Origin of the sequence: Actinomadura keratinilytica (assembly GCF_039539665.1) — a bacterium.
Classification (GTDB): Bacteria; Actinomycetota; Actinomycetes; order Streptosporangiales; family Streptosporangiaceae; genus Spirillospora; species Spirillospora keratinilytica.
This window is the reverse complement of record NZ_BAABDO010000139.1, coordinates 1-16,148: the sequence shown is the minus strand read 5'-3', so window position 1 is coordinate 16,148 and position 16,148 is coordinate 1. Positions and strand designations below refer to the sequence as shown.

The window sequence follows — 16,148 nt, the reverse complement described above, 5'->3', positions numbered from 1 at the left end:
CTCTCGGCAGCCGAGAACCAGACGATCTAGCCTCCAAGATCGCCGGGGCGGTCCAACCCGTCGGTGGCCGCAAAGGTGTTCGGGCGGGACGGTACGTCGGTCAAGCGGCCGACCGGGGTTCGGCGAGCCCCCGGAGTGGACACGCCGACCGATGCCCGCCGGGGCCGGTCGGTCGGGCTCAAGCGGCCCGGGACCCGGTGAGTCCCAGCCCGGCCGGGGCCGGTGGCCAGGCGAATGGCAGTGGGGGTTGGTAGGAATCAGGGTCGCCGGGGCGCGTCCCCGGTAGTCAGACGCGGCCCGCCGCACGGGCGGCGGGCATTGGGCGGCAGCGGAGGAGGTGCCGGTGGCTCGCGATTACGACACGCAACTGCTGGAGTCGGTCGCGGTGCGCCGCCGGCGCCTGCGGGACGCGGTGATGTTCGGGCCGCAGCGGGCGCGGCGGACGTTCGACGAGAGCCTGATGCGGGTCGTCGCCGGGTTGTGCGTCGCGGCCGTCGTGTGCGCCGGGATGGTCGGGTGGTCGTTCCTGCAGTCCAAGCTCGCCACCCAGAAGAAGCAGGAAGAGCAGGCCCAGCAGGCGCAGGCCCCTCCGCCGGACGGCGGCACGGCGCCGGTGCCGGCGGGCTGGGTGGGGGCCAAGGTCACGTTCCCCATGCTCCGGCAGGCGCTGACGCAGGCGAACGTGCACCCCGGCCTGTACGTGCTGCCCGGGCAGCCCAAGCCGCCTCCGGCCAAGACGTCCAGCTACTACGTGGTGGCCCCCAGCTCGAACGGCACGAACGGTTTCTCCGGCGGCGTCGTGGAGTACGACCAGGGCCGCATAGGCGCGCAGTTCGCCACCGAGGACGAGGCGTGCCGCTGGCTGTACGGCGAGCTCGTCCTGCGCGAGACGCCGCCCCGGCGGCTGACGCCCGCGGAGGAGACGCAGGCGGCGGAGCAGGCCGCGCGGCTGGCGGCGGACGTCCAGGCCAAGATCGCCTTGGCGGGCGGCGCGTCGGCCACCTACCTGCTGACGCAGGGGCAGCTCGTCGACGCGTTCGGGCAGGAGAGCGGGTCGGTGCTGTTCCCGGACGGGACCCCGTTCGGGCAGCGCGGGCTGCCCGCGGCCGCACGGGCCACCGTGGACCCGCGGACGCCGGGCAACTACCGCCGCTACCGCGTGGTCAAGCCGTTCCAGGTCACCGCGACCGTCTCGGCGCCGACGGCGACCAGCCAGGGCGGGGCCGTCAGGTTGACCGTCAACGCCGGGTTGTTCCCGCGGCCGCCCGCGCTCCCCACCATCCGGTGGCTGCTGCGCAACGGCTACCTCGAACGCGTCGCCGCGGAGCGGATGCCGCAGTGAGCGCACGGAAACACCAGGCAAGCCAGACGACCGACTAGGAAAGGGACACAACACCGTGTGGAGCCGGGTCACCCTGGTCGCCGAGCAACGCCGGGTCGATGCGGTCCTGCCGGCGACCGAGCCGATCGGGGCGCTCATGCCGGACGTGCTGCGCCTGCTCGACGACCAGGTCGAGCGCCCCGCGCGGCTGCGGCACCTGGTCACGTCCACCGGTGAGGTCCTCGACGGGCAGGCCACGCTCGCCGAACGCGGCGTGCTCGACGGCAGCGTGCTCCGGCTGGTGCGGGCGGACGAGCCGCTGCCCGCCCCGGTCGTCCACGACGTGCCCGAGGCGGTCGACGACGCGGTCTCCGAGCACCTGTGGCGGTGGGGCCCGCGCGCGGCCCGGTGGACCGCGGCGGCGGCCACCGCGGTCCTGGCCGCCGCCGCGGGGATCATCCTCAACGCCAACCCCGGCGGCGCCGCGGGGTTCGCGGCCGCCGCGTCGGCGGCCGCCGTCCTGCTCCTGGCGGGCCTGGCGGTCGGCGCGCTCGGACGCACCCCGCTCGGCACGGCGGTGACGCTCGGCGGCGGCGCGCTGGCGGGGGTCGCGGTCTGGTCCGCCGCCGACCTGTACGGCTGGCAGTCCTGGATCCGCTGGGGCGCCCTGGCCCTGCTCTCCGGGCTGCTGCCGGCCGCGCTCGGCGCCACCACGCCCCTGGGGCGCGGCGGGCTGGCCGGAGGCGGCCTGGTCGTGCTGCTCACCGCCGTGTGGGGCGCCTGCGCCGGCCTCGGTCTGGACGCCGCCCGCACCGGCGCCGTGCTCGCCGTCGCCTGCGTGGTGCTGCTCAACGTCATGCTGCGGATCGCGCTGACGCTGTCCGGGCTGACCTCGCTGGACGACCGGCGCAGCGCGGGTGCGGCGGTGCCGCGCGGCGACGTGCTGACGGCCCTGGCCCACACCCACCGCAGCCTGGTCATCGCGACCGTCGCCGTGGCGGTGGCCGCGGTGCTGGCCGGGTGGGCGCCCGCGGCCCGGTTGGACGGCTGGACGGCCGCCCTCGCCGCGCTGCTCGCCGTCGTCGTCGCCAGCCGGGCGCGGTTGTTCCCGCTGGTGCCGCAGAAGACGGCGCTGCTGGCCGCGGCGCTGGTGATCTGGGTCCATCTGGCCTACCGGTGGGCGGAGGCGGCGGCGTGGGGGGCCGCGCCCGCGCTCGGCATGCTCGCCGCGGTGCTGGCCGTGCCGCTCGTCGTGCTGACCGTCGAGCAGCCCGAGCACGTGCGGGCCCGGCTGCGGCGGATCACCGGCCGCGCCGAGGCGGTCGCCGCCGTCGCCATCATCCCCGTGGCCATCGGAACGTTCGGCGTCTACCAGCGCCTTCTCGACACCTTCTGATGGTGGGCAGGGTGGCTGACCGCGACCTGCCGCACGGCGACCCGCTGCTGCGCCGGCTGGGGCACGAGGCCGTCCGGGCGTTCCGTCCCGCGCATGATCTGGCGGATCTCGCCGAGGCCGCGGCGGAGGTCCAGCAGCCGGTCACCACGGGACGCCGGATCGCCGTGGTCGGGATGCGCGGCGGGTCGGGCAAGAGCACCCTGTCGGCCCTGCTGGCCCTGGTCTTCGCCCGCCACCGCCAGGACCGCGTGCTCGCCGTGGACGTCGATCCGGACTGGGGGTCGCTCCCGTTGCGCCTGGGCGTGCGCCACCGGCATGCCCTCGCCGACGTGCGGGCCGCCCTCGCCGGCGCCGGCTCGTTCGAGGACGTCGAACCGTACCTGACGCCCGCGGCGCAGCGGCTCTGGGTGCTGCCCGCCAACCGCGGGCGCCTCGGGGACAGCCCGCTGACCCCGGAGATCTACGAGCAGAACGCGCTGCCGCTCACCCGCTTCTTCGGTGTGACGGTCATCGACTGCGGTTCGGGCATGCGCGGCGCGCTGCAGCAGGCGGTGCTGGCCGGGGCGCACGCCGTCGTCCTGGCCACCCCCGCCACCCCGGACGGCGCCCGCGTGGCGGGGCGCGCGCTCGACCTGGTCGCCGCGTCCGGGCTCGGCCATCTGATCGCCCGCACGGTCGTCGTGTTCACCGTGCGGACCCCGCACACCCGCAAGGCCCTCGACTTCGACGGCGCCGCCGCCATCCTCGCCGACGTCGGCGCGGGCGCGGTCCGGCTCCGCTACGACCGGCATCTCGCGAGCACGTCGACGCTCGCCCCGGGTCGGCTGGCCCATGCGACGCGCGCCACCGCCGTCCGCGTCGCGGCGGAGGCCCTCGGCCGCGCCGTCCGCCCCTGACCCCGCCCGGCGCAGCGGTTGGCAGCGGTTACAGGTCGTTTCCGGCGTAGGAGAGGTTGAAGCTCTTGTTGACCAGCGGGAAGTCGGGGACGATGGCGCCGTTCAGCGCGACGGGCAGGGCCGGCCAGTTGAAGAACGACGGATCGACGATCTTGGCGCGGGCGAGGGTGCCGTCGGCGGCCAGCTCGACCCGGTGGGTGATGGTGCCGCGCCAGCCCTCCACGATGCCGACCCCGGAGGCGGGGCCGTCGTGCGCCGCCGACGGCGGCCAGTAGCTGACCAGGCCGGGCGTCATGCCGCAGGTCAGGTCGTTGATCAGTGCGATGGAGGCGGCGATCTCCGCGGCGCGGACGCGGAAGCGGGCCAGCACGTCGCCGGTGTCGAAGACGGGCACGCGCAGCGTCGGGCGCAGATCGGTGAAGGGGTGGTCGCGGCGGGCGTCGGCGTCCACGCCGCTGGCGCGGGCCACGTAGCCGAGGACGCCCAGGTCGCGGGCCGCGTCGGTGGACAGCGGCGCGGTGCCGGTGAACCGGTCGGCGACGACGGTGTGCCCGAGCGCCAGGTCCACGATCTCGGCGACGTCCTCGCCGAGGGCCGTGAGCCGTTCCGCGTCGGGCAGCGCCCGCAGGACGGCGCCGCCGAGCAGCACCCCGCCGCGCAGCAGCCGGTTCCCGGTGACGTCGGCGTTGAGCCGCAGAAGCTGTTCGCGGACGCGGCCGAACTGGGCGTTGAGGACGGAGTGGCCGACGTCGTTGCACAGGGCGCCCAGGTCGGTGACGTGGTTGTAGAGGCGCTCCAGTTCCAGCAGGACGGCGCGCATGCGCTGCACCCCGGGCGAGACGGCCGTGCCGGTGGCCTCCTCCACGGCCAGGCAGAAGGCCAGGGCGTGCCCGACCGACGTGTCGCCGCTGACGCGTTCGGCCAGCGGCAGCGCGTCCGCCGGAAGGCGGCCCTGGAACAGCTTCTCCAGGCCCTTGTGCACGAACCACAGGCGGGCCTTGAGCTTGAGGATGCTCTCGCCGACGACGGAGAAGCGGAAGTGCCCGGGTTCGATGAGCCCGGCGTGCACGGGCCCGACGGGGATCTCGTACACGCCCCGCCCCTCGACGCTGACGAAGGGGTAGGGGCCTTCCGGGTCGCCGAAGTCGGGCGGCGGTCCGGCGTCGGCGCGCATCGGGTACCAGCCGCGCGGCCAGTGGTGGTGGCGGACCAGGCGGCGCGGCAGCGGATGGTCCTGCGGGACGATCCCGTACAGGTCGTGCATCTCCCGCTCGAAGCGGCCCACGGGGAAGCTGAGGGCGGCCAGGCTGGGCAGCACCGGGTCGGCCGGGTCCAGCCGCAGGTGCAGCTCGGTGCGGCGGTCCGGGGCGGCCGCGGTGAACAGGTACACCACGCGCAGCGCGTCGGGGTCCTGATGGGCCGCGACGAGCGCCGGCCGGTGGCCGTCGCCGAGCAGCGCGGCCACCCGGTCCGGCAGCTCCGCGGACGTGACGTCGACGATCGTGCGTTCGTGCCGCGGCGCGGCCGCTTCCTGGGGCGAGGACTCGAGGGTCACGGGTGTGCTCCGATGATGGCGGCGGCGGTGTCGAGCAGGGTGTGCAGCGGCCAGGCGGTCACACCGAGGGCCGTGCAGGCGACCAGTGCCGCGGTGAGCGCGAGCGCGGCGGACCGGGAGAGCCGCACGCCCCCGGCGAGGGCGGCGGCGCCGGGCCCGGGCCGGTGGGCGCCGAGCAGCATCCGGCCGGCGTGGGCGGCGACGGCGGCCACGACGACCAGCATGAGCAGCAGCGCGGCGGTCACCGCCCATCCCATCCCGGCGGTGAAGCCCGCCCGGAACATGCCCAGCTCGCTGGCGAACAGGCCGAACGGCGGGAAGCCGAGCAGCGCCGCCAGGCTCGCGCCGAACAAGCCCGCCGTCAGCGGGACGCGGGCGATCAGGCCGCGCGCCCCGTCGACGCGGGTCGAGCCGGTCGCCTGCTGGATGTGGCCGGACGCCAGGAACGCGACCGACTTGGCCAGCCCGTGGCCGAGGATGTGCAGCAGGACGGCCGACGCGGCGAGCGGGGTGCCGATGGCCGCGCCGAGCGCGATCAGGCCCATGTGCTCGATGCTGGAGTAGGCGAGCATCCGCTTGTAGTCGCGCTGTCTCAGCAGCAGCGCCGCCGCCACGGCCAGCGACACCAGTGCGACGGCCGCCAGCAGCGTGCGGGTGAAGGCGACGCCCAGCGCGGCGTCGGCGATGACCTTGACCCGCAGGACGGCGTAGAAGGCCACCGACAGCAGCACTCCGGACATCAGCGCCGAGACCGGCGCCGGGGCCTGGCTGTGCGCGTCGGGCAGCCAGGCGTGCAGGGGCGCCAGGCCCGCCTTGGTGCCGAAGCCGAGCACCAGCAGGGCGACGGCGACGCGGGTCACGTCGGCGTCCAGGGCGGCGGCGTGCCGGGCGAGCTCGGCCCAGTCCAGCGCGCCGGAGGACGGGACGTGCGCGTGGCGGGCGGCGAAGTTCAGCAGCACGATGCCCAGGAACGCCAGCGCGATGCCGGCCGAGCAGATCACCACGTACTTCCACGCCGCCTCGGTGGCGTGGCGGGTGCGGCGGTGGCCGACCAGGAACGCCGTGCAGATCGTGGTGGCCTCGACCGCCACCCACAGCACGCCCAGGTTGGCGGCCAGCACCGCCAGCGCCATGGCGGCCACGAACGTTTGGGTGAGGACGCCGTAGCGGCGCGCGTCCGCGGCGGTGGCGTGCCCCGCGGCCCGCTCGGCGGCCAGATGACCGGGGCTCGCCAGCAGCGCGGGCAGCGCCACCGCCCCGATCACGATCAGCATGTAGGCGCTGAGCGCGTCGGCCCGCAGCAGCCCGCCCAGCGCGGTGCGCGGCTGGTCCACCGTCCCGACGGCCAGGGCGACGGCGCAGGCCAGCAGCCCGGCCGCCGCGGCCGCGCCGGACCACGCGGTGGTCGTGCGCCGCCAGCCGAACACGGCGTGGGACGCGGCGGCCAGCAGCGGCAGGCCCACCGGGGCGATCAGCAGTGCCGTCGTGGTCATCAGTCCCGCAGCTCCCGAAGGTCGTCCAGATCGGTGCCGCCGAAGGCGGCCCGCATGCGCGCGGTGAGCACCTGCAGCACCAGCACGGCCAGCAGCACGTCCAGCGAGACTCCCAGCTCCACGATCAGCGGCACGCCGGAGGTGGTCAGGAACGCCACCGCGGTGATGCCGTTGTCCACCAGCAGGAACCCGACCACCTGCGACAGCGCGCGGCGGCGGGTGACCAGCACGAAGAAGCCGATGAGCACCACGGTGAGCGCCACCGGCACGGCGCGCACGGCGGGCGAGGGCTCCAGCGCGACCACCGGACGCGTCACCGCGTAGCTCAGCAGCGCCAGCCCGGCCGCGACCACCAGGGAGGCGGCCACGTTGACCAGCGGCTCGGTCTCCCGGACGTCGCCGCCGACGATGGCGCGGCGCAGCAGCCGGGGCAGCACCACGGCGCGCAGCACCGCCAGGCCGGCGGCGAGCGCGAGCAGTTCGGCGCCGTGCCCGTCCAGCCCCTCGTGCACGCCGAGCACCGCGACCAGGGCGGCGAGCGCGGCGCCCTGGATCGCGAACAGCCGCACGATCGCCGCCAGGTCGCGCCGCCACAGCACCAGCACCGCGGCGAGCAGGAACGCGCCGCAGGCCAGGTCGAGCAGCCGCACGTAGGTGACGTCACTCATGATCGTTACGCTCGCCTTCACGCCAGGAAGAAGGACGCGGCGACGGCCAGCAGCGCCATGACGAAGGACCCGGCCAGCAGCTCGGGCACGCGGAACATGCGCAGCTTGGCCATGAACACCTCACCGGCCGCCAGCGCCCCGCCGAGCAGGACGACCTTGCCGGCGAACACCGCCAGCGCCAGCGGCAGCGCCGCCAGCGCCGCGCCCGTCGTGTCCGCCGAGGCGATGCCCCAGGGCGCGAACAGGTTGGCCACCAGGCCCAGCAGCACCGTCAGCCGCATGGCCGACGCCCACTCCACCAGCGCCAGGTCCGGCCCCGCGTACTCCAGCACCATCGCCTCGTGGATCATCGTCAGCTCCAGGTGCGTCGCGGGATTGTCCACCGGGATGCGCCCGGCCTCGGCGATCACCACGACGGCCAGCGCCACCGCCGCCAGCAGGCTGACCGGCGAGGCCACCCGCTGCGGCTCGTGCAGCGTGGAGTTGACGATCGCGCCGAGGTTGGTCGAGCCGGCCGGCACCGACAGCGCGAACACCGACATCAGGATGGTGGGCTCCACCAGCGCCAGCACGGTCATCTCCCGGCTGGCGCCCATGCCGCCGAAGGCGGTGGCGGTGTCCAGCGCGGCCAGCGCGAGCGCCACCGTGCCGAGCGCCAGCAGCGCGGTGACGGCGAACAGGTCCGCCGCGCCGTCCAGCGGGGACGCGGTCGTGGCGATCGGCACGACACCGGCCGCCACCAGCGCCGTGGCCGTCAGGACCAGGGGCGCCGCCCGGAACACCGGCCCGGTGCCGTCCGGGGTGATCGCCTCCTTGCGCAGCAGTTTGCGCAGGTCCCGCCACGGCTGCAGCACGCCGGCGCCGGCCCGGCCCTCCAGGCGCGCCCGGACCTGCCGCATCACCCCCACCAGCAGGGGCGATCCCGCCGCCACCAGCACCACCTGCGCGGCCGCCCCCACGGTTCCGGCCACGCTCATCGAGCCGCTCATCGGGTCACCGCCAGCAGGATCAGCACTCCGGTGAAGGTGCACAGGCCGTAGGCGAGGTAGCGGTGCACGCTGCCGTCGGCCAGCCGCCGCGCCGCCTCGCCGACCGCCGCCGCGGCCGCGACCACCGGCCGGTACAGGCGGCGTTCGATCCGGTCGCCCACGCGGGCCCGGTAGGTCACGCTGTCCACCAGGTAGGCGGACTCCGCCAGCGGGGTCACGTTCAGGTCGGTCTCCGGGGCGAGCACGTCGTCGAACACCCGCTGCAGCGGCTCGGCGAACGAGGTCGCGGTGTACTCCATCCGCGCGTTCAGCGGGCCCATTCCGCAGTCCCACAGCCGCGCCCTGCGCCGCGCGCGCCGGGTCGCGACGATCCGCAGCAGCACCGGCAGCACCGCCGCGACGGCCACCACGCAGACGGCGATGAGCAGCGGCGACACGGTGCTGGACGCCGCGGCCAGACGCAGCGTGACCTGCCCGGTCAGCGCGTCCTGGCCCGGCAGGACCACCTGGACGGCCCCGGCGAGCCCGGGGGCGGCGAACGCGGGGGCCAGCGCCAGGGCCAGGCAGCAGGCCGCCGCCACGCCCATGCCCGCGCCCATCGTCGCCGGGCTCTCCGCCGCCGCGTCCGCCTCCGGTGTGCGCGGACGGGCCAGGAACCCGGTCCCGAACGCCTTGACGAACGTGGCGACCGCCAGCCCCGCCGACAGGGCCAGCGCCGCCACCGCCACCGGCATGGTCACCGCCGAGATCGTCCCGCCCTCGCCGAGCGAGCCGATCAGGCTCTGCAGCAGCAGCCACTCGCTGACGAAGCCGTTGCCCAGCGGCAGCGCCGACGCCGCGAGCGCCCCCACGGCGAACGCCGCCGTGGTGACCGGCATGCGCGAGCGCAGCCCGCCCAGCGCGTCCAGGTCCCGCAGGCCGGTGGCGCGCAGCACCGACCCGGCCGCCAGGAACAGCAGGGTCTTGAAGGCCGCGTGGTTGACCACGTGCAGCAGCGCGGCCGTGAGCGCCAGCGCCGCCAGCGGCCGGGCGCCGGCGGTCAGCAGCAGCCCGCCGGCCCCGAGGCCGACCAGCACCAGCCCCATGTTCTCGCACGTCGAGTAGGCCAGCAGCCGCTTGAGGTCGGTCGCGACCGCGGCCTGCAGGATGCCGTACAGCGCCGACGCCGCACCGGCCGCCAGCACCAGCAGCCACCACCACACCGGCCCGCCGCCCAGCAGGTCGAACCCGACCCGGACGATGCCGTACCCGCCCAGGTTCACCATCGCGGCGCTCATCAGCGCCGACACGTGGCTCGGCGCCTCGGGATGGGCACGCGGCAGCCACACATGCAGCGGGACGATTCCGGCTTTCGACGCAAACCCGGCAAACGTGGCGACGAACACCGCGCCCCGCACCGCCGGCGACAGCCCCTCCGCCGCGGCCCGCAACCGGTCGAACGACTCGCCGTGCGCCGCGGCGGCCAGCCCCGCCAGCCCGGCCAGGATCGCCACCAGGCCCAGGTGCGTCATCACCGCGTACCAGAGCCCGGCCTGCCCCACCGACGCCCGGTGCCGGTGCTCGGCCACCACCAGCAGCAGCGAGGCCAGCGCCATCAGCTCCCAGGCCACGAGGAACGTGCTGACGCTCGCCGCGGCGGGCACCAGGAGCATCGCCGCCACGAACAGCGGAAGCACGGCCTGCACCGTCCGGCCGTCCAGCCCGTGCCCGTGGCCGTCCCGCCGCGGGCGGGCGTAACCGACCCCGTACACCGCCGCGCACACCGCCACCGCACCGGTGACGGCGATGAACAGACCGCCCAGCGGATCGACCGCCAGCCGCACCCCGGCCAGCGGAAGCAGCTCCGGCAGCCACGCCGACCAGGACCGTCCCGTCATCGCCGCGACCCCGGCCACCACGGCCGCCGCCCCGGCGACCGCCGTGCCCAGCCCCGCCCCGGCCGGGCGGACCCGACGCGGCAGCGCCGCCCCGGCCGCCGCGGCGAGCAGGCTCGCCCCGAGGGACGCCGACAGCGCGGCGCCTGTCACGCTCGTCATCGGCCGGTGAGCCCCCGCAGCGCGGCCACGATCGCCTCCGGCTCGGGCGGGCAGCCCGGCACCTCCACGTCGACCGGCACGACGTCGCGCACCGCGCCGGCGACCCCGTACGCCCCCGCGAAGACCCCGCAGTCGCGGGCGCAGTCACCGAGCGCGACCACGACCTTCGGCTCGGGCACCGCCTCGTAGGTGCGGCGCAGCGCGACCTGCATGTTGCGCGTCACCGGGCCGGTCACCAGCAGCGCGTCCGCGTGCCGCGGCGAGGCCACCAGCCGCGCGCCGTACCGCTCGGCGTCGTACACCGGCCCGAACGCCGAGGCGATCTCCACTTCGCAGCCGTTGCAGGACCCCGCGTCCACGTGCCGCAGCTGGACCGACCCGCCCAGCTCGCCGAGCGCGTCCGGGACGTCCCCGGCGGGACGTTCGGGAGGTTCCTCGGCGACCCGGCCGGTCTTGCGGATCTTGCGCAGCAGATCTTTCACCAGATACCTCGGTGGTGAGCTTCGGGGGAGCCCGCACCCGCATTCGCCTTGCGTTGTGCGCAATTGCGGACTTTAGCAACTCGTTGATGCGCGCCGAACGCCGAGGTCGCCTCGCCCGGGGGGAGCACGGACGGCGCCGTCCCGGCCGATGATGCGCAACCGCCATCTCCGGGCCCTACGGTGTACGCAGTCGCCGCAGCCCACGCCCCTGCCAGCGCGCGCGGCCAACCACTCTCCGGCCCTACCTGCACATGCGGCTGCCGCCGCCCCCGGTACGCGCACCGCCCGCGACCGGTGCGCACCGTTGCCGCCGCCTACGAGCCAGCCCGCCGCCTGCGGGTTCGTACGGTGCGCGCGGCTGCCGCCGCTGATTGCGGCTCGGTCAGCGGTACTTGCGGGCCGGCTCCGCCGGTTCGCCGGCCGCGCGCAGGTCGTCCAGCAGCTCCGCCTGCCCCGACAGCACCCCGGTCAGGATGGCGCGCGCCACGTGCAGCAGCTCGGCGACCCGCGGGCTGGTCAGCGAGTAGATGACCGACGAGCCCTCCTTGCGCGACACCACGAGCCCGGCCCGCCGCAGCACGGCGAGCTGCTGGGACAGGTGCGCGGGCTCGATCCCGACCTCGGGCAGCATCTCCGAGACCGCGTGGTCGCGTTCGCTGAGCAGCTCCAGCACCCGGATCCGCGCCGGGTGACCGAGCGTCTTGAAGAACTCTGCCTTCAGCTGATACAGCGGCGCCTTCACGGCAGCAGGCCCTTCACGGTGGGGAACCCTGTCCTCGTCCTCGTCGTCACGGCGTCCATCCTCGTCGTCCGCATACCGCCCGGCCCAAGCCGAGCCCCTGAGACCAACAAGGACGTCATCCAGACGGCGCGGGCGGACACCTACCAGGCTAGCCACCGCTCCGGACACCCCTGTCGGGGCCTTCCCGGCGCCCCCGCCGACGGCACGCGAGAGAGCCCGCCGACATGGCCGGACGCCGATGTCGGCGGGCTCCCCGCCGGGCGGTGCGGGTCAGGCGGCCGCCGCGCCCTCGCGGGCGATGTCGAGATCCCTCTCCCTGACGATCCTGCTGCGGCTCTGGATCGAGCGCAGCGCGCCGCCGATCACCGGGAGCCGGAGGCCGCGGGCGGCCATCGACCGGCCCGCGATCTGCCGGTGGTTGTCGGGGGTGAAGAAGAACCGGTCGCTGATCCCCGCCTCCTGGTAGGTGGTGATGTGCGGGCGCAACCGCGCTTCCCAGGCGCGCAGCGCGCGGGGGACATCGGCGGGGTACCGCCGCAGCATGGTGCCGAGCAGCTCGGCCCCGGCGAGCGCGGAGGACGCGCCCATGCCGCTGTAGAGGCTGACGCACCAGGCGGAGTCGCCGACGAGGACGACCCGGCCGCGGGACCAGGAGTCCATCCGCGTCTGCTCCACGGAGTCGAACAGGAACTCGTCGGCGTCGCCGAGCACGTCCAGGGCCTGCTCGAGCAGCGGCCCCAGCGGCTCCGGCCCGAACGCATCGCGGATCCGGTCGACGGGCCGCCCGGTGAACTGCCCGTCGACGTCGTCCGTGCGGTACGAGAACAGCAGGCTCTGCGGCCGGTCGATGAACGGGAACAGCCACATCGCGCGGCCGGGCTCGAACAGGCAGATGCCGTCGCGCGGCGACACGCCGTCGAGCGGGTGCGGCAGGGCGTAGGCCGCGATCATGTAGCCGAGCCGGTGCAGGTGCTCCTCGTGCGGGCCGAAGACGAGCCGCCGGACCGTGGACCGCAGGCCGTCGGCGCCCACGACCAGGTCGAACCGCTCGGTGGTGGTCGTGCCGCCGTGCTGGAGGGTGACGTGCACACCGGACTCGTCCTGCTCGATCGCGACGGGCTGCGTCGCGAAGCGCACCTCGACGTCTCGGGGGAGCACCTCGAACGCGGCCCGCTCGACGTCGCCGCGCAGCATCATGTGCGGTGCGCCCGGGATCTCCGCGGCCCCCAGCCCGGGCCTGCGGCCGCCCCGCCGGTCGACGACGTAGGTCCTGCCGTCGCGCACGGCCCGGTCGGGCATGGCGTCGGCGAAGCCCAGCCGCCGCGCGGCGGCCCGGCCAGCGCCGAAGAGCGCGATGAAGTAGCCGCCCGACCGGCGGTCCGGCGCCCGTTCCACGAGCACCGGTTCCCAGCCGATCTGGCGCAGTCGGATCGCGGTGGCGATACCGCTGACACCGCAACCGACGATGAGGCAGCGTCTGCGTTCGTCGGACATGGCTCTCCTCGCTGTGGATGTCACGGGACGAATGCGGATGTCACGGGACGAAGACGATGCGGTCGTCGGTCTGCGCGCTCCACGCCTCGGCGACCTGCGCCAGGGGCACCGGACGCGCCCGCACGTCGAGCTCGCCGGCGTGCACCGCCTCGGCGATGTCCGGCAGCTCCTCCAGGATCTCCCGGGGCGACACCGAGCCGACACCGCTGCCGCAGATCTGCAGCCGCGCCGCCCGCAGCACGGCCGAGTGCACCGGGCTCGTCTGCCCGGCGATCGATCCGATCTGGATCCAGTGCAGCGGGGCGCCGCGGTCGCGACGGGCCTTGACAAGCGCTGTCATCGCGACCGCCGACGGTTCCCCCCACACGTAGTCGAGGACGACGTCGACATCGGCGGCGCGGTCGGCCTGCTCGAACGTCACCGTCTCGTCCGCGCCCAGCTCGTGCAGCGCGGCGAGCCGGGAGGCGTTCCGTCCGGCGGCGACCACGCGGTCGGCGCCGAACCGCTTGGCGATCTGCACCGCCATGCGTCCGGAGCTGCCGGTGGCGCCGAGGATGAGGACGCTCTGCCCCTTCTCGAACGTGATGCGGCGGCGCAGCGCGAGCCACGAGGACATGGCCGGGTTCATCGCGGCGGCGATGCGCACGGGGTCGACGTCGTTCGGCAGCGGCACGCTGCGGCGGACGTCGATCACGGCCTGCTCGGCGAACATGCCCAGCGGGCCGTCGTCCAGCACCGCGTACCTGAGGTTGCTCTCCTGGTCGCGCACGACGCCGTCCACGCCGGGCACGAGCGGGAACGTGCCGGTGCTGCTGTAGTGCGTGCCGTTCGCCCGGGCCCGGACGAGCTGGTGCAGGCCGGCCGCGAGAACCTCCACGACCATCTCGTGCTCGCCCCGGGCGACCGGGCCGGGGTACTCGCCGTACTGCGGCGGCGCGTCGAACGCGTTGACCACGGCGGCGCGCATGGCGCCTCCTTTCATTTGGTTTGCATTACCAACAACCCTCAGGATGGTTGGTACTACAAACCATGTCAAGTAGGATCGGCGCATGAGTTCCGACGACGCGCTGGAGGACGCTCTCGTCCGGACGTCCTTCCGGGTGGCCGCCCTGCTCACCCGCATCGGCGCGGAGCACGACCTGTCCCTCACGCAGCTGCGGCTGCTCGGCGTCCTGCGCGACCGCCGCCCGCGCATGACCGAACTGGCGGCCTTCCTGGGGCTGGACAAGTCCACGCTGTCCGGCCTCGTCGAACGCGCCGAACGACGGGGCCTCGTGGCACGGGGCAGGTCACCGGAGGACCGCCGGGTCGTCGACGTGTCCATCACAGCGAAGGGCAGCGAACTCGCCGAACGGATACAGCAGGAGGTCTGCGCGGCCCTCGTGCCCTTCACCTGCCGTCTGAGCCCGGACGACCGCCACCTGCTCACCCGGCTGCTCGACACCGTCGCCGGCAAGGCCCCGGCACAACACGACGCCGCCCCGTAGAACCGGCACGGGCCGACCTCACCGCACGCGCGGGACCAACAGGACCGAGCAGCACGCCACCGCCGTCACCGAGAACCGGCTGCTGCGCGGCGGGGCCGCACAGACGTCTGCGTGTGCGCGAAGCCGTTAGGGCGTGTCGTCATGGCCGCATCAGCAAGGCGGTCGACGAAACAGCGACTTGGAAGGACTTTGCGGACCTGCAGTGGCGCGGGTGGCGGCGCCGTGCCACTGCCCGAAGCAGCGCTCGACGACGCCGCGCCGCCGATGGATGCGCCTGTCGAAGAGCGGCCACATGGTCCGCATCGACCGACCAGCCCGCAGCCACTTTGCCGACACCGCCTAGCGCAGAGGCCCCTCGGGATGCTCCCGAGGGGCCTCTGACCTGCTGCGCAGCCGGAGGGATTCGAACCCCCAACCTTCTGATCCGTAGTCAGATGCTCTATCCATTGAGCTACGGCTGCCGGCGGGACCTAACTGTACCGGTTGTGGGGACCAGTCCGCGAATCGATTACCCAAGTCGCGTGCGACGAGGTCGGTGGAACCGTTCGGGGAGACGGTGCGCCAAAGGTGGGAAGTCGAGACAGATGAGGTTCACGAGGTCTGTGGGACCCGTGAGTCAAACCCCCTGAAGGAGTACCTCCCATGCGCATGTCAGCCGCCAGGTTCGCCGGCGTCCTGGTCGTCGGTGGCGCGCTGCTCTCCACCACCGCCTGCGGCCTGGTGGGCGGAGAGAAGAAGGCCGCCTGCGAGAACATCGAGAGCGAGCTGCGGTCGCTGACGTCCGGCGGGACGGGTACGGCCGCGGCCGCGAGCAACGCTCAGAAGTGGTCCGACGCCGCGGCCAAGATCCGGGCCGAGGGGCAGAAGGCGGGCGGCGACGTGGAGTCGGCGGCCACTCGCTTCGCGGCGGACCTGGAGAACACCGCGTCCATGCTGCGCAGCCTCAGCTCGGGCAACCTGTCGGCGGGCACCCGGCCGAACACCAGCTCGATGATGCAGAACGCCAAGGACCTCGGTGAGGCGTGCGGCTTCGCCAGCACCGGCTTCCGGTTCGGCTGATCGTAAGAGCATCTGACTACGGATCAGAAGGCGAATCCCTCCGGCCGCGCCACAGGTCGGAGGCCCCTCGGAAGCACCCCAGGGGGCCTTTGCGCTACCGGATGCAGCTACGCGGCCGCCTGGGCGTCCGAGGTGGTCACGTCCGTCTCGCGCCGAGGCCGCGGGTGGCGGGCGCCGCCCCATGTCCGGATCCGGCTATGCTCAAGAGGGGCCCGGGGCTCTTTGCCGGTTGGTGCGCCAGCCGGTAACCTGTGCTCAGCCTGGAGGATTCGCCTAGTCCGGTCTATGGCGCCGCACTGCTAATGCGGTTTGGGCTTACCGCCCATCCGGGGTTCAAATCCCCGATCCTCCGCTTCTGACCTGCGGGGAGGCGTCGTTCGGCGTCTCCCCGCAGGTCGTTTCATGTCCGGGGTCCTTGCCGTTCAGCCCTGGAAGCCTCCCCGGTGCCCCGCCAAGCCGGCGCAAGCGTCACCCCCTAGGGCCTGTCCGGTCGATCTTGATGTTTGGCTGAGGACGATCTTGGGACTGTG

General features: G+C 74.4%; 14 protein-coding genes and 2 tRNA genes. 6 read left to right on the top strand and 10 right to left on the bottom strand.

Annotated elements, in window-relative coordinates; all coding sequences use genetic code 11:
* Positions 1–343 precede the first annotated feature (343 nt).
* Genes ABD879_RS28700 through ABD879_RS28690 form a run of 3 tightly spaced genes read left to right on the top strand, consistent with a single transcriptional unit; the run spans position 344 to position 3,613 of the window.
* Complete coding sequence (locus ABD879_RS28700) at positions 344–1,342, top strand: TNT domain-containing protein (RefSeq protein ID WP_345024799.1); 999 nt, start codon at positions 344–346, stop codon at positions 1,340–1,342.
* Positions 1,343–1,397: 55 nt separating this feature from the next.
* The gene (eccD, locus tag ABD879_RS28695; RefSeq protein WP_345024798.1) at positions 1,398–2,717 is read left to right on the top strand and encodes a type VII secretion integral membrane protein EccD; all 1,320 of its coding nucleotides are present in this window, start codon (positions 1,398–1,400) and stop codon (positions 2,715–2,717) included.
* Positions 2,718–2,728: 11 nt separating this feature from the next.
* Positions 2,729–3,613 (top strand): MinD/ParA family ATP-binding protein, encoded by an 885-nt coding sequence (locus tag ABD879_RS28690; RefSeq protein ID WP_345024796.1) that lies wholly within the window; start codon positions 2,729–2,731, stop codon positions 3,611–3,613.
* Between the two features lie 28 nt (positions 3,614–3,641).
* Here ABD879_RS28690 and ABD879_RS28685 read toward each other — a convergent pair whose 3' ends face one another.
* The 9 genes from ABD879_RS28685 to ABD879_RS28645 all read right to left on the bottom strand — a co-directional run bounded on the left by ABD879_RS28685 (position 3,642) and on the right by ABD879_RS28645 (position 14,039).
* Positions 3,642–5,168 carry a hydrogenase large subunit gene (locus ABD879_RS28685; RefSeq protein WP_345024794.1) on the bottom strand — a complete coding sequence of 509 codons (1,527 nt, stop codon included), beginning with the start codon at positions 5,166–5,168 and terminating at the stop codon, positions 3,642–3,644.
* Positions 5,165–6,661, bottom strand: a complete 1,497-nt coding sequence (locus ABD879_RS28680) for a proton-conducting transporter transmembrane domain-containing protein (protein ID WP_345024793.1) — start codon at positions 6,659–6,661, stop codon at positions 5,165–5,167. Before ABD879_RS28680 ends, ABD879_RS28685 begins: the two co-directional genes overlap by 4 nt.
* Entirely contained in the window at positions 6,661–7,329 is a 669-nt protein-coding gene (locus ABD879_RS28675) for a hypothetical protein (RefSeq protein ID WP_345024792.1), read from the bottom strand. Before ABD879_RS28675 ends, ABD879_RS28680 begins: the two co-directional genes overlap by 1 nt.
* Positions 7,330–7,346: 17 nt before the next feature.
* The gene (locus tag ABD879_RS28670; RefSeq protein ID WP_345024791.1) at positions 7,347–8,306 is read right to left on the bottom strand and encodes a respiratory chain complex I subunit 1 family protein; all 960 of its coding nucleotides are present in this window, start codon (positions 8,304–8,306) and stop codon (positions 7,347–7,349) included.
* Positions 8,307–8,314: 8 nt separating this feature from the next.
* A complete protein-coding gene (locus tag ABD879_RS28665; RefSeq protein WP_345024790.1) occupies positions 8,315–10,354 on the bottom strand; it encodes a proton-conducting transporter transmembrane domain-containing protein in 2,040 nt (679 codons plus the stop codon).
* A complete protein-coding gene (locus ABD879_RS28660) occupies positions 10,351–10,836 on the bottom strand; it encodes an NADH-quinone oxidoreductase subunit B family protein (RefSeq protein ID WP_345024789.1) in 486 nt (161 codons plus the stop codon). The genes ABD879_RS28665 and ABD879_RS28660 overlap by 4 nt, the downstream gene beginning before the upstream one ends.
* Positions 10,837–11,218: 382 nt before the next feature.
* Positions 11,219–11,578: an ArsR/SmtB family transcription factor gene (locus ABD879_RS28655; protein ID WP_345024788.1), complete on the bottom strand. Its 360-nt coding sequence runs from the start codon at positions 11,576–11,578 to the stop codon at positions 11,219–11,221.
* A gap of 270 nt (positions 11,579–11,848) precedes the next feature.
* Entirely contained in the window at positions 11,849–13,072 is a 1,224-nt protein-coding gene (locus ABD879_RS28650) for an FAD-dependent monooxygenase (protein WP_345024787.1), read from the bottom strand.
* 40 nt (positions 13,073–13,112) lie between these two features.
* On the bottom strand, positions 13,113–14,039 hold the full coding sequence (locus ABD879_RS28645) for a quinone oxidoreductase family protein (RefSeq protein ID WP_345024786.1): 927 nt from the start codon (positions 14,037–14,039) through the stop codon (positions 13,113–13,115).
* A gap of 82 nt (positions 14,040–14,121) precedes the next feature.
* Between ABD879_RS28645 and ABD879_RS28640 the strand changes: the two genes are divergently transcribed.
* Positions 14,122–14,559 carry a MarR family winged helix-turn-helix transcriptional regulator gene (locus ABD879_RS28640; protein ID WP_345024784.1) on the top strand — a complete coding sequence of 146 codons (438 nt, stop codon included), beginning with the start codon at positions 14,122–14,124 and terminating at the stop codon, positions 14,557–14,559.
* 388 nt (positions 14,560–14,947) lie between these two features.
* On the opposite strand, the gene ABD879_RS28635 is transcribed toward ABD879_RS28640, so the two are convergent.
* Positions 14,948–15,020, bottom strand: a tRNA-Arg gene (locus ABD879_RS28635).
* Between the two features lie 181 nt (positions 15,021–15,201).
* On the opposite strand from ABD879_RS28635, the gene ABD879_RS28630 reads away from it, so the two are divergent.
* Together ABD879_RS28630 and ABD879_RS28625 are read left to right on the top strand one after the other, a co-directional pair.
* Positions 15,202–15,618, top strand: coding sequence for a hypothetical protein (locus tag ABD879_RS28630; RefSeq protein ID WP_345024783.1), 417 nt, complete (start codon positions 15,202–15,204; stop codon positions 15,616–15,618).
* Positions 15,619–15,880: 262 nt separating this feature from the next.
* Positions 15,881–15,970 (top strand) — tRNA-Ser (locus ABD879_RS28625).
* Positions 15,971–16,148: the final 178 nt, after the last annotated feature.